Here is a 14,885-nt window from a genome sequence, read left to right as displayed (position 1 = left end):
TGCTCGCACATCACCCGGCGGAACTGTCGGGTGTTCCACGTGGCGTGATTCAGAAATCGGCTGATGGCTGAGGGGGATTTCACCGTGGCCCGCACAGGCAACGGTGCGCCCGACCCACCGAGCAGATGACGCTTCCGTCTGCTGACCTTTTTGCCACCATCGTATCCGCGCGGCCCACCCGCTTCAGTGGTGTTGACCGATTGGCTGTCAATGATGCCCGCGCTTGGTGTGAATTCCCGCCCTTCGCGCACTTGAACCAATTCGCGCAACCTGGTGTGTAACGCTTGCCAGACGCCTTGCAGTCTCCAAAGCCTGTGAGAGTAGTCGGTCGTTTGCCAAGGGGAAGATCGTGAGGCCTTAGCCCGCCAGGCGATGCCTCTGCGGAGGACAGAGAAGATGCTGTCCAGCATTTCCCGCAGAGACCACTTGCGGGGTCGACTCACAACAGATTCAGGAGGGAAGAACGATTGGAAGACGTTCCACTCGATATCGGTGAGATCGTTTGGATCCAGACGTCGCGTCATGCGTGCACCACCTCCGTCCCATCATCTCTCTATTCCACAGGCTAAGAAAACCCGCGCCAGTACGTTTTTCAGACGCACTTTAAGAGGAGATGGCCATGCCAGGGCGAGGCACATGGGTGTGTCCGGCGCAGGCAGCGGCGAGGCAATTGAAGACCCTACCCTGTTTGCTGAGAACAATGAGGTCTATCAATTGCTTGGCAAGCAGATACGAATCCCCTGCTGAGGCCTACTTCACCGAGCTATCACTACATTTAATATATAGGCGTAAAAAACAAGCATGAATTAACTCACTACAGAAAATAAAGTTTTTTCCCGCCGTCTGGGACGGGTTATTTCGATCTGCCTCACAGAAAGCCCAGGAAGGCCCTTCCGAGATGTTTTGAGTACTTCACTGCCCTTCACCAGCCAGCGACGTCATTCTTCAAATCGTCAGCGGCTAACTGTGCGTACCCCTTACGGGTGGTATCGATAGATGCGTGACCCAGGTGCGCTGCCACTCGGCCAAAGTCCTGAATCTGCTGAAGTAGCCGTGTCCCAGCATACTTTCGCCCTGGGTGAAAACCTCGGAACGGTACCCCAGCACGCTCAAACAACCGACCCAGGTGATACCGAGCCGCCTGCTGAGTGCCGTACCGAAAGACCAAGGTCGCGGCCCGGTCCCTGGGTCGGTAACGGGCGTGTTCCGGCCCGCCCGGTCCATAGAGAGTTCGGAAATGCCGGGCGGCTCGGGCGAGCCGGACGCTCATCGTAACGCGGCGCGCTTTCCGGCCTTTACCGGACCGTACGTGAAGGCGCCGGGCCGTTTCATCGAGGTCAGTCCATTCCAGGGCCAGGGCCTCACTGATCCGTAAGCCGGCGTGGGCAATCAGAAACAGGAGGAAGGCGGTGTGTTCATCAGCATGGTGCAGCACGTCCACGAGTTCCTCCTCGGTGTATGGAGGCCGCTTTTCAAGGCCAGATGTGGGGTCACGGGGAATTCGGACCTCACGAAATGGATCAGCTTCGGTGGCGCCGGCCCAGCGCAGGGCGCGGTACAGTGTGGCAGCGGCGGCGACTTTGAGTTGGACGCCCGCCGGTTGTCGGCCCGCTGCCAGCATGGCCTGCACATACCGCTGTGCGTCGTGCCGGCCTGGACGCAGCAGATTGAGAGCCTGATCGCCGGCATAGGTTAGAAATTGCCGCCCCCCCAGCGTATAGGCTTCGACGGTTCGGGGACTGGTCAAGACGCCGCTCTTGCCGTGCTGGGTGAGATAGGCGCGCATCAGACTGAGGAGCGTGTCGGTCTCCTTGCTGGCGGCGGCCTGCACCGCACGGCGGCGCAGTTCGTCGTCGTGAAGGTTGAGCCAGGTGTCGGCGTGGGCGAGCGCGGTGCCCTGATAGTGGACGAGGGGCATAACCTCAGACATGATGTCTCACGATACAACCTTTTCACCTAAGCAGCCTTAGGTGAAAAGGTTGTAGTGACACACCGAGAGGATCAAGCTTGAGCACCTCACTTGGGTCGGTCCCCTTCTCTAAAGTGATGGAGGAACTGTGAATACCGCACACCAGCGGCGGCGGTGAGTTGGCGTTGATGCTGTTTGTTCCGCGGAGGAGTCAGGTCTGGCAAAGCAGCAGAGAGGGGAAGCTGTCGTTTCAGGGCTTCTTGATGGTGATTGGTCGTTAACCGCTTAGGACACCGGTGCTAAGTTGCCCATCACCGGCCGGGCAAATCGGCGAACGGCCTGAGTCCTGCCTTGGTCTATGCGCCTCTTTGTGCGGGGGCCATGCTCATCCCAGAAGGTGTACAGCAGAATGATATTTCCAATGAGGCTGAGGCCGTCCAGGGTGGGGTTCTGCACCAGCATGTTTCCAACATTACAGCTGCAGGCCAACAGAACCATCCCCAGGCGCCAGAAGGGCGATGCTTTCAAAGCGGGGGCCATGAGGGTGCTCAGGACTATGCCCAACAGCACAACGCCAAACATTGTTACCCAATCCCACCCCAGGCGCCGCGCGAATGCAAAAGCCTGAGCCGGCACGGCGGCCATCAGCAAGGGGAGAGTCAACAGCGTCAAAGGCATACATTCATCATGAATTACACCAGTCACTCGCACAAGCGGGTACGGTGCCAACTCACCTTCGTTCGGCGAAGGTGAAGGTGGGTGATTGTTCGTCGGCCTTGACGACATAATTTACCATCGGGGTTCCAGCATATTAACTTCAGTAGGACCGTCTTAACTTAGCAGGCGGTTTGCTTCTCGCCGGAGAAGTAGTGCTGCGGTTTGCTTTCTTCGGCTGAGGGCGGCGGGGACCGTGGTCCGGGTGTGGCGGTGAAGATTCGAGACGCAGGCATGCAGGGCAAGGAACTCTTGCGTTCGCTGTCGTCGTTTGAAACTCACTTGGCTTCGCTCCTGTTGCCGTGTGGGTCAATGCGATTGCTTAACTAGGTTGTTACAGCGCGCGGTGGACACCACAGGAACGTGCTCCACGCCGTTGAGCACGGGGAGTCCTCGGAGCGCCGCCCCGTAGGTCCACAACTTGTCGGTATGGAGAATCTCCGGTACGTCGTATTCCCTCAGCAGGTGGACGAAAAAGGACCTGGCTGCCCGAGTGTCGCAATGTTCCTGAAGCAGGATGTCCAGCACAGCTCCTTCCTCATCCACCGCCCTCCAGAGCCAATGCTTCTCTCCACCGACCTCAACACACCTCATCCAAAAACCACAGAGAACCCCGTCGGGGTTCACGGTGCCGCAGCGCTGCAGTGAACAGGGGAGCGAATTTGATGTTCCACTGCCGCAGGGTTTTGTGACTGACGTGGATCCCGCGCTCATGGAGCAATTCCTGAACGTCCCGCTGGCTGAGGGGGAAGCGGGGGGAGCGCCGCAGGGCATACCCGATGACGCTCAGGGGAAAACGGTGGCGGGAGGGTTTCCGGTTAGTCACAGCCCACCAGCCTACCGAGCTTAAGTTGCCAGAACCCCCGTAGAGATAATTCTCTCCCTTGATGGAGAAATTTTGCTTCTATCGCCCTTCGTCCTCTCCCTTTGCATCACATTGACATGTTAAGAGATACAAAGTGCTGGGAGATCTGTTGGCGTGTCTGAACTCAGAGAGACAGCAGCTGTAGCTGTGTTTCCCTCATGATCCGCAACGTACGCTTGGAAGTTGGCTACTCCGTCGCGCCATCCAGCGATCAACAAAATAGTATGTTCGTCGAACAACCCCTGTATCTGCCCGTCAGAGAACTGTCCCCGAGCCCACGTATCCGTGGGACATTGAGCCGTTGGATGGATGGTCCAATTGCCACACCAGTCAATCTGTCCGCCCCATATCTCAGCAACGGCCTCAGCCCAACCTAGAGTGAAGCGATCATCCACCGTCAGCAGAGACCGCGTGGACTGCTCGTACCATTGTGGAGAGCCAGCGCTGCTGGCGAGCACCACTCGAAGCATTGTCCCTTCGTGATATCCGAACAGAAGACCGCCACAGATTCGCGCTGGTGAGTGCAGCTGCTCAAAGAGAAAATTGACGACGCTGGCCTGAAGGGAGACGCTGAGCACAGCGTTTTTCGGCCGCAGGACAGTGTCTTTTCGTGGGATTTGCACCATTGCGTGATATTTCAGTGCGCGCATTGTGACGAAAGTGTAGGCCCACGATACTCAAAATGCTAGGTATAGAGTGTAGATTCGTGAGCTTCTGTCAAGCAGTGTGGCTGGATGCCTGCCAGTGCCGCCCGTCTGCGCTTCGCCGCCCATGTGCGGCGCTTGCGGAAACTGGCGCGTTGGTCGCAAGAGGATCTGGGTGATCATGCTGGTATTCATCGCACATATATCGGGGCCATTGAGCGAGGTGAGGCCAATGTGACACTTGATCACATGCAGCGACTCGCCGATGCCCTACAGGTCGATGTCAGTGAGCTTCTCCAGCCCAGTGTGTAGTGAGCAGTTATGGGCAAGTTGGTGACCGATAATGGCTCGTAGGCGGCCAAACCGGCATGCCTGGGGACGCTATGCCAATCGGCGAACGCCGCGACCATGAGCAAATTGCATCGGTGCAGGTGCACGGTGATCAGGGTGTGCAAGGCGGGGTGCAGCGGCGCTGTGGGGATGGGCGCGGCGGGCTGGAGCCGTGGTGGCGGCCCGCCGGGCTTCACCAGAACTCCGAATGATGTGGGTCAGGAGCACCATGCCTGCCACGAGCATTAGCACGAACAGGGGTACATGGAGGTGGGGCGGAAGGGTCGAAGAGTCCCGGGTCATGGACCGCAGCGTGCGGCGCGCACGGGTGGCCAGGCAACGTCATCTGAGTGTGTGGTCGCCCAGCGTCAGTCAGCACGCGCCCTGAGGAATACTTGGAGGCGGCTGAGCGTGTATACCCCTTGGCCGCCGTACTGAATCAGGGTCGTCTCTGCGTCCCGCAGCACGGTCAGGGCCTCAGCCCAGGTGCTGGGGTCAAGGCGGGCCGGGCTGCTCGGGGCCTGCGCCCGCCTGGCCGCCTCTGGAGCCGCCCAGCAACATGTCCAGTTCATCGGCACAGTACTGGAGCACGCTCCAGGACGGACTGCCTTCGGGTTCTCCGGCGGCCTCGGCGCGCCAGTGCGCGGAGAGGGTGGCGGCCGACGGGGCCGAGGGCTGGGCCATAGCCGCCAGCACCTCGCCGGCCCAGGCATGCAGCACCTCGGCGTCCATCGTGGGGCGGTCTTCACGGGCCAGGGCCTGCAAGGGCGTCGGGGCGGGCGCGTCAGGATGGGACGTGGACAGAGGTCACCTCATTTGGGCAAAAGGGGCTGCGGTTCAGGACGTGCTGACGGGCAGGGTCTAGCGCGCAGGCAAACGGGCACCGCGAATGCTCCAGCGCCGACCAGGATGCAGCTCGAAGAGGCCCGGCCAGGCCTTGAGTTGGGCGAACAGTTCGCTGGCGGTCAGGCGCAGCTTCAATAGCGGTCAGGGCTCGTCCCAGACACTGGGGGGCGTGTAGAGGACGTCGCTCTGGTAGGCCCTGAGAATCTCCGGCGCGTCTTTGAAGGTGTCGGTTTTCGGCTTCAGCAGGCTGGTGGCCAGCGCGACCTCCAGCTCAGGGTCGCTCCTGAGCCGGAAGGTCCCGTGATACTGCCCGTAATCATCGCTCCAGCGCATCTCCACCACATGGGGCTCAATCAGAGCCGAAAGCTCCCCCAGGACCTGCTCCCGGTTCAGAGGAGAGACGTAGACCCGGGAGCCGCCCTCCGTCACCAGGGGGCCGTAGAATTTCGCCCCGTCAATGAGCTCGAACTCCGGTGCCGACAACCGCTGCAGAATCAGGGCATGGAACTGGTCGGGGCCGAGTGGAGCGGTCTGCTGGGATCCCTCCACTGGCTGGCACGCCACCAGCATCAAAACGAGGCAGCAAAGGCCCAGCCGCCCAATCACGGCGCGCTCAGGGCTCTTCCCAGACACTGGGGGGCGTGTAGAGGACGTCACTCTGGTAGGTCTCGGGGATCTCCGGCGCGCTTTTGAAGGTGTCCGTTTTCATTTTGACCAGGCTGGTGGACAGACCAAAAATCATCTTCGGATCGCTCTTGGGCCGGAACCCGCCGTGGTACTGCCCGTAATCATCGGCCCAGCGCAGTTCAACCACATGGGGTTCAATCAGGTCTGTCAGGATGCCCAGCACTTCATCCCGAGACAACTTGGACACGTAGTCACGGCTCCCAGAGTTGTCGGCTTCATGGCCGTAAAACCGCGCGCCATCAATCTCTTTGAAGTCGCTCTGCGAGAGGCGGTCAAGGATCAACTGGTTCAGTTGCTCCGGGGAGAGCAGGGCTCTTTTCACTGCGTCTGCTCGGGTCTCGGCAGGACCCGGCTGGCAAGCGCTCAGCACGGCCGTCAAGAACAGGGCATCCAGCCTCACTGACTCAGGGCTCGTCCCAGACGACAGGCGGCGTATAGACGACGTCGCTCTGGTTCTTTTTCAAGATCTCAGGTGCGTCTTTGAACGTTTCTGTCTTCATTCGCACGAGACTGGTGGCCAGACCGAACAGCATCTTCGGGTCACTTTTGACGCGGAACGTGCCATGAAATTGTCCGTAATCTTCAGCCCAGCGCATATCAACCACATGTGGCTCAATGAGTTCGGCCAGCAGACCAAGCACCTCGTCCCTTGTCTTGGGAGAGACGTATGACCGCGTGCCGTCTTGATCTGAGCCAGGGCCATAGAACTTGACCCGGTCAATCTGCTGAAAATCGCTCTGAGCGAGGCGGTCAAGGATCAACTGGTTGAGCTGGTCGGCGGTCAGGAGGGCACTTCCTTTGGTCTGTTGAAGGGTCTCGGCGGGAGCGGGGCGGCAGGCCACCAATGCCAGGGCCAGCAGGATCAGACGTTTCATTGTCCCCTCCACGACGTCCAGATGACGGCGAGCTGGTCACGAACCTGCTGCTCAACTGAACTTGGAATCCGCACGCCCTGGCGGAAATAGGTGTCGATTGGCGTGGCCTTCTTCGGATAGATCGGGATGCCATAGCCCGTAGACATAGGCCGGGCCGCATAGTCCGTCTCGTAGTGATCTATCTTCAGCACCTTGCTCAGCGCCACATCATCCGGATCAAGGGGCAACGGAGCCGACCCCGCCATCAGTTCGTTCACCCGTTTCTTGAACTCGGCCAGCGTCTTGATGGTCTTGTCGGCCGCGAGATTCTCCACGTGCGACAGCAGCGTGTTGTAGGCGATGTTGGCGTAGATGGTGGCCTCGAACAGGTCGGTGCCTGGATAGAGGCCGACGTTGTTCGCCAGGGTCAGCCGCTTGTTCTCCGCCTGGATGCGCGGATCCTGCGCCGTGCTGTAGTTGCCGGCAAAGACCGTCTTGACGTCCTGCACCTTCTCTCCAGGTTTGGCGCTTAGCGTCGCCTCGTCCCTGAGGCCCTGATCGGCAATCACCTGGAGGTCTTCGCTGAGGTTCTTCTGGCCCCGAATGTAGGTGCTCAGCATCGGGGTGACGTGCCCCGAGGCGATGTTCTCCAGCGCACTGTTGCCAAAGGGCTCCTGCGTGCCCTTGTCCCGGCTCACCCGGTCAAAGTAGGTGATTTGACCGTCGAGCGCCTGTTGCCCTGCGGTCGGCACGATGTCGCCTTCAACCCGGTAATGCCGGGCCAGCACCGGATCAGCCTGGCCGGCATTGTGCTGCCGCATCTTGGCCACTTCCGCCTTGTCGATGTTGGCGGCCTGGAAGGTCACCACCGAACCGAAATACTCCGGGTGCAGGGCGGGCACCAGCTGAGCAATCGCACCGCCTAAGCTGTGCCCCGTCGAGATGGCCTTGCCCTTGAGGCGCTGCAGGTTGGCCAGGATGAGGTCCTCGTTCGGCTGCACGTGATACCACCCGACCTGCTTGGGGGACAGGTCGCCGATGATGGTGTCGACCGTCCCTTCAATGCCTTTCTGCCGGGCCTGGGCCTGTTCTCCAATCGAGCCGCCCTTCGCCTTGGCCGCTTTGGCCGCGTCATTCCCCAGCGGATCGTACATGACCCCCTCGGTGCCCCGGAAGGAGACGATGGGGTGCGCCCATTTGGCCTTCCCAGGAATGGGCGTGAACGTGCGCATCTGGAAGCCCCAGCGGCCCAGAATCAACGGGCCAGCCTTGAAGCCGAAGTGCTTCAGCACCGCCGCCGGGTTGCCGCCCCGGCGCTCATCCACAGTGTCGGCGTTCATCTCCTCGGCCGTCTGGTTGCTGTACACCAGGCCCACGGAAAGCTGCTCTAAAAAAGTATCCAGAGTCAGCGTCTCTTCGTTCATCGGCGGCGGCAGCAGGGCCATCAGGGGACCGCGCTGATTGGCGTCACGGATGAGTTCGCCCAGGGTGGCGCTGAGAGTCTTGCTGCCGTTCTGCTTGGCGTACGCGGCGGCCACGGCGTGACGGTCTTTGGCGGCAATAGCCCCCAGGATGCCCTTGAGAATCGCCACGTCATGGCTGGTGGCGGCGCTGCCCAGGGTGTCCCGGGCCTGGTAGGCCCCCGTCGGATTCCCCAGGCCGACTTGCCCCAGGGCGTGCCGGGTCTCGGTCAGGCGCCGGGTCACGCCACTCGTGATGTCCTGCGCGGCGGCGGGGCCGAGCAGGGTGCCGGCGATGCCGTTGCTGGCCCCATCCGCCCAGCCGGGAATGACCGCCCCCTGATCGCCCAGGTTCGCTTTGACGGTCTGGTTCATCAGCCGCTCGCGGGTGTGCTTCTCGATCCACTCGTTCAGGAAGATCGCCATCAGGTTGGGCCGACCCGCCATGCCCTTGATCTTGGCCGCGTTGCGCTGCAGCTCCGCCAGAACGTAGGCCGGGAGGGCCGCCGCAGGCTTGACGGCAGGCGTGGCTGCTTTGGTAGGGGTCGCCTGGGACGACGTGGTGGGGGCAGGACGGCGAACTTGGGTCTCCAGCATGGGGGCTCCTGAGCTCCAGGGTACCGGACACACGGTCAGCTCGGGGGCGCAGATGTGGCGAAAGGCCTTGAGCAACTGTCCATTTTGAGGGAAGAACGAGGTGGATGCTGGGCCACTGGCCAGGCTCAGCACGCTCGCCTGGGCGGCGTGACCGCCCCTTCAGAGCCCAGCCTGACCCCAGCCGCGGTCGCCTTTCTCAGGCGCGCGCAGCACCACGCGGCCGTCATGGCCCGCTTCGTGAATCCGGCGCAGGCCCCGCTACTCGGTGACCTGGCCGATGACATGTTCAAGGCGCTGCACGACGCCTTTGAGGTGCACCTCCAGCAGACTTGCCGGGCGCTGCTTCCAGGCTTCAAAGACCCCAAGGGCAACAAGGCGGCCATCTACCTGGAGACGCTGAACAAGCAACTGGGCGGGGCCGTCATCGACTCGGGCCACGCAACCATCATCCTGGAGCAGCGCAGGAGGCGACACGCGCTGACCCATGAAGGGGAAGCGCCGAGAGAACCGGTGCGGCCAGCAGCGCAGGCCGGCCGGGGTGAACTCTTTGATGCGTTGCCTTTTTTCCACCAGCACGCGGTGCAGGCCCTGGCCACGCTGCTGTCGGCCACCGCTCACATCGATCAAGCGGCGCAGGGCCAGGTGCAGGGGGCTGAGTTCTCAGCCCATCAGAACCTGTTCGGCGCTGAGCCGCTCCCGGAGACCTGGGCGGCACTGGACCTAAGCGCGGCCGAAGTGCTGCGGTATCCCCAGGTGCTCAGGATGCTGCGCCGCGCGCTGCCGGACGGCTGGGCTCTGCCGTTGCCCGTAACCCTCGAGCATATCGTCCTGTTCATGCAGCTCTGGGCCGCGCAGTATGTGCCGGACGGGGAGGTGCTGCTGGTTGGCCTGGGCACGCCACTGCTGGGGGGACTGTCCTGCGGGGACGTGATCTTCACCCTAACGGACGACCCGGATGCCATGAAGAACACCACCTTTACAGAAGAAGGGGGCTGGGGCGCGGTCTGGTTCCCAGATGGGTGCGCGGCCCTCTGGCCCCTGATCGAACTGCCCGAGCGGGTCAGCCGCCACTTCTGAGGGTGCCCGTTAGTGTTGCCCCTTGGCCGTCACCCGAGTGCGTTCAAAGTCGCGTTGAAGCTTCTGGCGGGTGGCCACCACCAGGGCTTTGAAATCAACCAGCCCCGCCTGGATGTTTTCCGCCGTCACTTCAATGGAGCCAGCGTCTCCAGCGCGCGCCAGCGGCGCGGTGCCCAGACGGTACAGCGCCGCCCCCTGACAGAGCGTGTTGTACCGGGCGTTCAGGTGCAACGGCCCTTCTACTGGATGCAGCTGCCGGACCATCAGATACTCCAGAAACGTCGGCTCCCACCGGGCCAGGACGGGGAGCAGGGCTGACCCGTAGAGCCGACTGTACTTCCGGATGGTGGTCCCGGAGGATCTGGGTGCTGGCCCCCTGCAACATGCCCCGCCCGTAGAGCGCGGGATCCAGAATCAGCGCCGGCCGCACCAGATCGTAGAGCCCCTTGGCAAAGCAGATGACCCGGCCCTATTGTTCCCAGGTGCGCAGACGTCGCCGGGTCTGCTGCAGGGCTGAAGGGGTGTGGGAGCCGTAGACCGCGTCCGCCAGTCGCTCCACGGTCACCGGCCAGTTCGCCTGCCGGGCCAGTTGCCAGTCCATGCTGGTGACTTGAGCGGATTCGGCCGGAGAGCGGCTGGTCTGACTCGGCGCGGGCCAGCGGGGCAAGAAGGCCCAGGAGGGCAGGCCCTGAAGAAACGGCGCGGCGTCCAGCAGGTGAAGCAGCGCCGCAGCCACCCGCGGCTGAGGTCCGCTGGTCAAGACGGGCAAGTGATGACGCTGGGCCCACTGGCGTACCTCAGCGGGGCTGGTCTGTGCCAGGGGGCCGCCACGTCACCCACTGATGGGTGCTCACCTCAATCCGCTCGGCGCCGGGGAACTGGGCCAGAATGGCCTGGCCTCTGGGGAGGATGGCCGCGCGCGGATCAAGGTAGATCTGCCGGATGTCGAGGGGAACGCGCGCCACCAGAGAGAGAAGAGAACGCGTTTCGGCTCAGGACACCGCGACCTCTGCAACGAAGTCAGGGCCCTCCTTGAGTGCTGCCCCAGATCCCAACCGCCTTAAAAAGCCTCGTTGCGCTCTATGATGGAGGCTTGATGTCGAGCCGATCCGCGCCTGCCTTGTCCGCTGCAGAGCACCTTCGCCAACTTCGCAAGATCTACGGTCCCCTGAGCCCCGCCTTCGTCGCTGATGAGCTGGCCTGCACGCTGGAGCAGGCTGTGCAGCACCTGTACGGGTCCGCCGCCGCCCAGCACTGCTGGGTCCGCCTAGGGGATGTGGCCAGTCTGGCCGGGGTGAGTGCTTTTGAAGTACGCCAGTGGGTCCACCGCGCCCATCTGCCACTCTTGATCCGCGGGGCACAGCCCAGACCCGCGGCCGCGCTGCTTCACCTGGCGGATGCTGCCTTGCTTCTTCAGGACCTGTCTTGGCCCTTTGCGCATCCCACCTGGGCCTTCTTGCCCCGCTGGCCCGTCCCCTCGCGGAAGCGCGGTGCGCCAGCCGAACCCGTTCAGACCACCGAATTGGATTGGCAGTTAGCCCGGCAGGCCGCCTGGCCCATGACCGTGGAGCGCCTGGTCGACGCGGTGTACGGGACCCAGCGTTCTGATCGAGTGCAGCAGACCTGGCGGCTCATTCGCCACTGGGAGAAACAGGGCCGCATCACGTGCTTCGCCAAGGGGCTGTACGACCTGGTGCGGCCAGCGCTGATTCTCGATCCAGCCCTGTACGGCCGAGGGGTGCTCCCCAAAGTCAGCACGCAGGCACTCCGGGACCACCATCCGGAAGTGCGTCACTGGCCTTCCTTTCCCTTGGCGGCCGCCTGGCGGGCGTATAGCCGGTTCTATGGGTCGGCCCTGCTGCCCGTTCTGGAGCGACGGGAACCGACCTTTCTGGAGTACCTGACTGTCCGGCAATTGGATCCCGCCATCGATCTCCAGCTGAATGCTCAATACGAAGTGCTCTGCCAGGAAACGGCCTTCTACCGCCTGGGCACCGCGCCACTGGTCTCTTCAGCGGACTCGACGACCATAGAGGTGACTGCGGAGAACGTCCAGGCCGGCCTAGTGGACTTTAAAGCGCTGGTGGCCGCCACCCGTCAGAAGCTCCAACGCGACTTTGAGCGGAGTCAGGTGGCGGCTCCGCCTCAGCGCTAGTCGGACACCATGCAGCCAGGGGAAGAGGTTAAGCCCGCCCGCTGCCGGATGGCGGCACGCCACGCCGCCACCTGTGCGGTGGCCACTTCTCCAGCTTGTCTCACTGCATCCCCTTGCCCACTCACGACCGCCTGACGACCCAGGACAGTGCGGCCCCACATCACGGCCACCACCGGCTGACCCCGTTCAGTCATCTGCCGGACACTCAAAGGGCGCGCGGGGTCACGCCGAGTGGCCAAGACGACGTGATCGGCATGCTGGAGCGCCTGAACCTGCCGGTCCATCTCGTCCAGGAGGGCCAGTGCCAGGGGGAACAGTTCCCCCTCCTGAAGATGACTGGCCAGACGCAACTCGTAGGTGCCCCCTCGAAGACCTGGTCTCTCGACGTACAGGATGGAGGGGAAGCCTGGGGCACCTGAACGCAGTTGAATGGTGTGAGGCTCAGTCATGGGTGAGGGAGCCCCAGAGGATTGGGCTCAGCCCGGCCTCGGTCAAGGCGGCATTGACCTGTGAAAAGGGCCGGCTGCCGAGAAACCGCACGGCACTCAGCGGCGATGGGTGGGCGGATTCCAGAACCACGTGCTGCGAGCCGGTGACGAGCTTGGCCTTTTTGCGGGCATGGGCGCCCCAGAGGACAAACACGACTCGCTCGGATTTGGCATTGACGGTCCGAATGACCGCGTCCGTCACGGCTTCCCAGCCCTGGCCTGCGTGGCTGCCGGGCTCGCCCGCGCGGACCGTGAGCACCGTGTTGAGGAGCAATACGCCTTGCGTCGCCCAGCACGTCAGGTCACCGTCTGACGGCGGGGGGATACCCAGATCGGTCTGCACCTCGCGGTAGATGTTCTGGAGGATGGGCGGCACCCGCACACCGGGTCGCACGCTGAAGGCCAGCCCATTGGCCTGCCCGCGTCCGTGATACGGGTCCTGGCCCAGAATGACGACCTTGACCTCTTCCAGTGGTGTAAGCCGGAGAGCGTTGAACACGTCGGCCGCCGGTGGATAGACCGTGTGGGTGCGGCGCTCCTGCACCAAGAAGTCCTTGAGCTGGTGGAAGGCGGGCGAGGCAAATTCCGGGGCCAAAGCCGCTTGCCAAGACACAGGCAGGCCTGCCGGCACGAGGGCCTGCGGCGCGGGGACAGGTACCGCCCCGAACAGGTCTGGCTGTCCCACCATGCTCAGGGCCACGGGCGCGCGTTTGGGGGCTGGTGGTCGCACCGGTTTCTCCGGCAATCCCCTGGCCCGCCGCTCGGCGCGCAGGACCGCCTTTTTCCGGCTGCCATGCAGGACGTAGACGCGCCGAGCTTCCTCTTCGAAAAAACTGGTCTGCCGCACCGATGTAATCCTGGCTTTCGCGCGTCGCGCCGCCTGCACCCCGTCCACGATGGGCATAGGGTAGGCCAGCCGGCCCGCGCCACTCCAAGCCCACGGCTCATGAATAAACTCGGTCGGCACGTCCGCCAGTTCCGGCACCCAGCGCCGGATGAACTCACCAGTTGGGTCCTGATCGCGGCTCTGCTTGACGGGGTTGTAAATGCGCACGCGGTTGATGCCAACGGTACTGCTCTGCATCTGGACCTGCGCCCAGTGGATGCCGGGTTCATTGTCCAGCCAGTGGTGGGCCAGGTACTCGCCCGGGCGGCGCCAGTGTTGCCAGAGCAGCTGGCTGGAAAAGGAAATGGTCATCGCCCGCATCCTGAAATTGAGCCAGCCGACTTCGTTGAGCATCCGCATACAGGCGTCCTGCAGGGGATACCCGGTCTGCCCAGCCGCCCAGCGGTCAAAGGCCTCTCGTTCGCCTTCTGGGCGCAGATCGTCGAAGGCCCTGTTCAGGTTGCGGAACTCCATCTCGGGCTCAGACTCCAGGCGCTGGATGAAATGACAGTGCCAGTGCAGCCGACTCTCGAACGACCGCAGGGAACGGACCCAGCAGGGATCGGCAGACGCTTCCCCCTTCACCGCCGCCAAGCGCTGCCGGGTGGCCTGGAGTACCTCGCGCAGGCTGATGGTGCCGAACGCGAGCGGCGCACTCAGCCGAGAGCAACTGTCCTCGGCCGTCAGGGGACTGCTCATTTCGCGCATGTAGTCCACGCCCCGCACCGCCAGGAAGCTGGCCAGTGTCTCCTCAGCGGCCGCGCGGCCACCAACAGGAATCACCTTGCGGTTGGGCCCCAACTGGAGATCGGTCGCAGTCAGCCGCCCGACCGAATCAGTGGCCACGGTCGTCAGTTGGTCCGGGGCCGCGAGGACTGGGGCGCCCATCCGTTCTTCCCAAGTGTCGGCCCACCCATCGCGGTTGCGCAAGCGCCGGACCACGCCGTTCTGGGGCAGCTCGACGAAGGGCACGCCTTGACTTCGGCACCAGGCGTGAACCCGGAGGTCGCGGGCATAGCTGACCCCGTTGCCGGTTTCTTCGTGTGCCCAGAGGCCGGTGATGCCCACCTCTTCAAACAGCTCTTGCAGCACCGTCACGACTGCGCCGTGCCGGCAGACGAGGGGTGCGCCCAGGCAGGTTAGCGCCTGATTCAGCTCGGTCAGGCATTCGTTCAGGTACTGGAGGTGGTGGCCACCGAATTCCGGGTGATGGAGCTGCTCGGGCTCGTAGACGTACAGGGGCAGCACTGGGCCACGGGCAGCCGCTTCGAGCAGCGGCGCGTGGTCCTGAACGCGCAGGTCCTTTTTGAACCAGACCACCTGAACCGGCATGACAGACCCTGGCACAGCCGCCACTCTAGCTGTACTTCGGG

General features: G+C 63.0%; 16 protein-coding genes and 1 pseudogene. 3 read left to right on the top strand and 14 right to left on the bottom strand.

Annotated features, from left to right (window positions below):
* From K7W42_RS21875 to K7W42_RS21860, 4 genes and pseudogenes are all read right to left on the bottom strand, one after another.
* A partial coding sequence (locus K7W42_RS21875; RefSeq protein ID WP_224577430.1) for a transposase occupies window positions 1-524 on the bottom strand: 524 nt, incomplete at its 3' end.
* A gap of 398 nt (window positions 525-922) precedes the next feature.
* Window positions 923-1,918, bottom strand: a complete 996-nt coding sequence (locus K7W42_RS21870) for a tyrosine-type recombinase/integrase (protein WP_224577428.1) — start codon at window positions 1,916-1,918, stop codon at window positions 923-925.
* A 276-nt stretch (window positions 1,919-2,194) separates the two neighbouring features.
* Window positions 2,195-2,587, bottom strand: a complete 393-nt coding sequence (locus K7W42_RS21865; RefSeq protein ID WP_224577427.1) for a hypothetical protein — start codon at window positions 2,585-2,587, stop codon at window positions 2,195-2,197.
* 153 nt (window positions 2,588-2,740) lie between these two features.
* Window positions 2,741-3,449: pseudogene (locus K7W42_RS21860) on the bottom strand (IS6 family transposase).
* A gap of 773 nt (window positions 3,450-4,222) precedes the next feature.
* On the opposite strand from K7W42_RS21860, the gene K7W42_RS21855 reads away from it, so the two are divergent.
* On the top strand, window positions 4,223-4,444 hold the full coding sequence (locus K7W42_RS21855; protein WP_157461413.1) for a helix-turn-helix domain-containing protein: 222 nt from the start codon (window positions 4,223-4,225) through the stop codon (window positions 4,442-4,444).
* 513 nt (window positions 4,445-4,957) lie between these two features.
* Here K7W42_RS21855 and K7W42_RS21850 read toward each other — a convergent pair.
* From K7W42_RS21850 to K7W42_RS21830, 5 genes are all read right to left on the bottom strand, one after another.
* The gene (locus K7W42_RS21850; RefSeq protein ID WP_224577425.1) at window positions 4,958-5,227 is read right to left on the bottom strand and encodes a hypothetical protein; all 270 of its coding nucleotides are present in this window, start codon (window positions 5,225-5,227) and stop codon (window positions 4,958-4,960) included.
* Window positions 5,228-5,449: 222 nt separating this feature from the next.
* Window positions 5,450-5,914: a hypothetical protein gene (locus K7W42_RS21845; protein WP_224577423.1), complete on the bottom strand. Its 465-nt coding sequence runs from the start codon at window positions 5,912-5,914 to the stop codon at window positions 5,450-5,452.
* Window positions 5,915-5,921: 7 nt separating this feature from the next.
* Window positions 5,922-6,374, bottom strand: coding sequence for a hypothetical protein (locus tag K7W42_RS21840; protein WP_224577421.1), 453 nt, complete (start codon window positions 6,372-6,374; stop codon window positions 5,922-5,924).
* A 25-nt stretch (window positions 6,375-6,399) separates the two neighbouring features.
* Complete coding sequence (locus tag K7W42_RS21835; RefSeq protein ID WP_224577420.1) at window positions 6,400-6,882, bottom strand: hypothetical protein; 483 nt, start codon at window positions 6,880-6,882, stop codon at window positions 6,400-6,402.
* Window positions 6,867-8,906: an alpha/beta hydrolase family protein gene (locus K7W42_RS21830; RefSeq protein WP_224577417.1), complete on the bottom strand. Its 2,040-nt coding sequence runs from the start codon at window positions 8,904-8,906 to the stop codon at window positions 6,867-6,869. The genes K7W42_RS21835 and K7W42_RS21830 overlap by 16 nt, the downstream gene beginning before the upstream one ends.
* A 147-nt stretch (window positions 8,907-9,053) precedes the next feature.
* Between K7W42_RS21830 and K7W42_RS21825 the strand changes: the two genes are divergently transcribed.
* Complete coding sequence (locus tag K7W42_RS21825) at window positions 9,054-9,983, top strand: hypothetical protein (protein WP_224577415.1); 930 nt, start codon at window positions 9,054-9,056, stop codon at window positions 9,981-9,983.
* A 9-nt stretch (window positions 9,984-9,992) separates the two neighbouring features.
* Here K7W42_RS21825 and K7W42_RS21820 read toward each other — a convergent pair whose 3' ends face one another.
* The 3 genes from K7W42_RS21820 to K7W42_RS21810 form a co-directional block, all read right to left on the bottom strand.
* Window positions 9,993-10,247 (bottom strand): hypothetical protein, encoded by a 255-nt coding sequence (locus K7W42_RS21820; RefSeq protein WP_224577413.1) that lies wholly within the window; start codon window positions 10,245-10,247, stop codon window positions 9,993-9,995.
* Window positions 10,248-10,452: 205 nt separating this feature from the next.
* A complete protein-coding gene (locus K7W42_RS21815; protein ID WP_224577411.1) occupies window positions 10,453-10,752 on the bottom strand; it encodes a hypothetical protein in 300 nt (99 codons plus the stop codon).
* A gap of 28 nt (window positions 10,753-10,780) precedes the next feature.
* Entirely contained in the window at window positions 10,781-10,948 is a 168-nt protein-coding gene (locus tag K7W42_RS21810) for a hypothetical protein (RefSeq protein WP_224577409.1), read from the bottom strand.
* A gap of 131 nt (window positions 10,949-11,079) precedes the next feature.
* Here K7W42_RS21810 and K7W42_RS21805 point away from each other — a divergent pair, with 131 nt between their 5' ends.
* The gene (locus K7W42_RS21805) at window positions 11,080-12,138 is read left to right on the top strand and encodes a hypothetical protein (protein ID WP_224577407.1); all 1,059 of its coding nucleotides are present in this window, start codon (window positions 11,080-11,082) and stop codon (window positions 12,136-12,138) included.
* Here the strand turns inward: K7W42_RS21805 and K7W42_RS21800 are convergent.
* Both K7W42_RS21800 and ung read right to left on the bottom strand, forming a co-directional pair.
* Window positions 12,135-12,587, bottom strand: coding sequence for a hypothetical protein (locus K7W42_RS21800; RefSeq protein WP_224577406.1), 453 nt, complete (start codon window positions 12,585-12,587; stop codon window positions 12,135-12,137). The two genes, K7W42_RS21805 and K7W42_RS21800, sit on opposite strands and share 4 nt — an antisense overlap.
* Entirely contained in the window at window positions 12,580-14,844 is a 2,265-nt protein-coding gene (ung, locus tag K7W42_RS21795) for a uracil-DNA glycosylase (RefSeq protein ID WP_224577405.1), read from the bottom strand. The genes K7W42_RS21800 and ung overlap by 8 nt, the downstream gene beginning before the upstream one ends.
* Between the last annotated feature and the right edge of the window lie 41 nt (window positions 14,845-14,885).

This window comes from Deinococcus betulae (genome assembly GCF_020166395.1).
GTDB classification, from domain to species: domain Bacteria; phylum Deinococcota; class Deinococci; order Deinococcales; family Deinococcaceae; genus Deinococcus; species Deinococcus betulae.
The sequence above is the reverse complement of the archived record's forward strand: the minus strand, read 5'-3'. Positions and strand labels throughout refer to the sequence as shown.

Coding starts and splice junctions, on each gene's coding strand:
- K7W42_RS21870 (WP_224577428.1), bottom strand. CDS start 1,918: ATGCCCCTCGTCCACTATCAGGGCACCGCGCTCGCCCACGCCGACACC.
- K7W42_RS21865 (WP_224577427.1), bottom strand. CDS start 2,587: ATGCCTTTGACGCTGTTGACTCTCCCCTTGCTGATGGCCGCCGTGCCG.
- K7W42_RS21855 (WP_157461413.1), top strand. CDS start 4,223: ATGCCTGCCAGTGCCGCCCGTCTGCGCTTCGCCGCCCATGTGCGGCGC.
- K7W42_RS21830 (WP_224577417.1), bottom strand. CDS start 8,906: ATGCTGGAGACCCAAGTTCGCCGTCCTGCCCCCACCACGTCGTCCCAG.
- K7W42_RS21820 (WP_224577413.1), bottom strand. CDS start 10,247: ATGGTCCGGCAGCTGCATCCAGTAGAAGGGCCGTTGCACCTGAACGCC.
- K7W42_RS21805 (WP_224577407.1), top strand. CDS start 11,080: ATGTCGAGCCGATCCGCGCCTGCCTTGTCCGCTGCAGAGCACCTTCGC.
- K7W42_RS21800 (WP_224577406.1), bottom strand. CDS start 12,587: ATGACTGAGCCTCACACCATTCAACTGCGTTCAGGTGCCCCAGGCTTC.
- ung (WP_224577405.1), bottom strand. CDS start 14,844: ATGCCGGTTCAGGTGGTCTGGTTCAAAAAGGACCTGCGCGTTCAGGAC.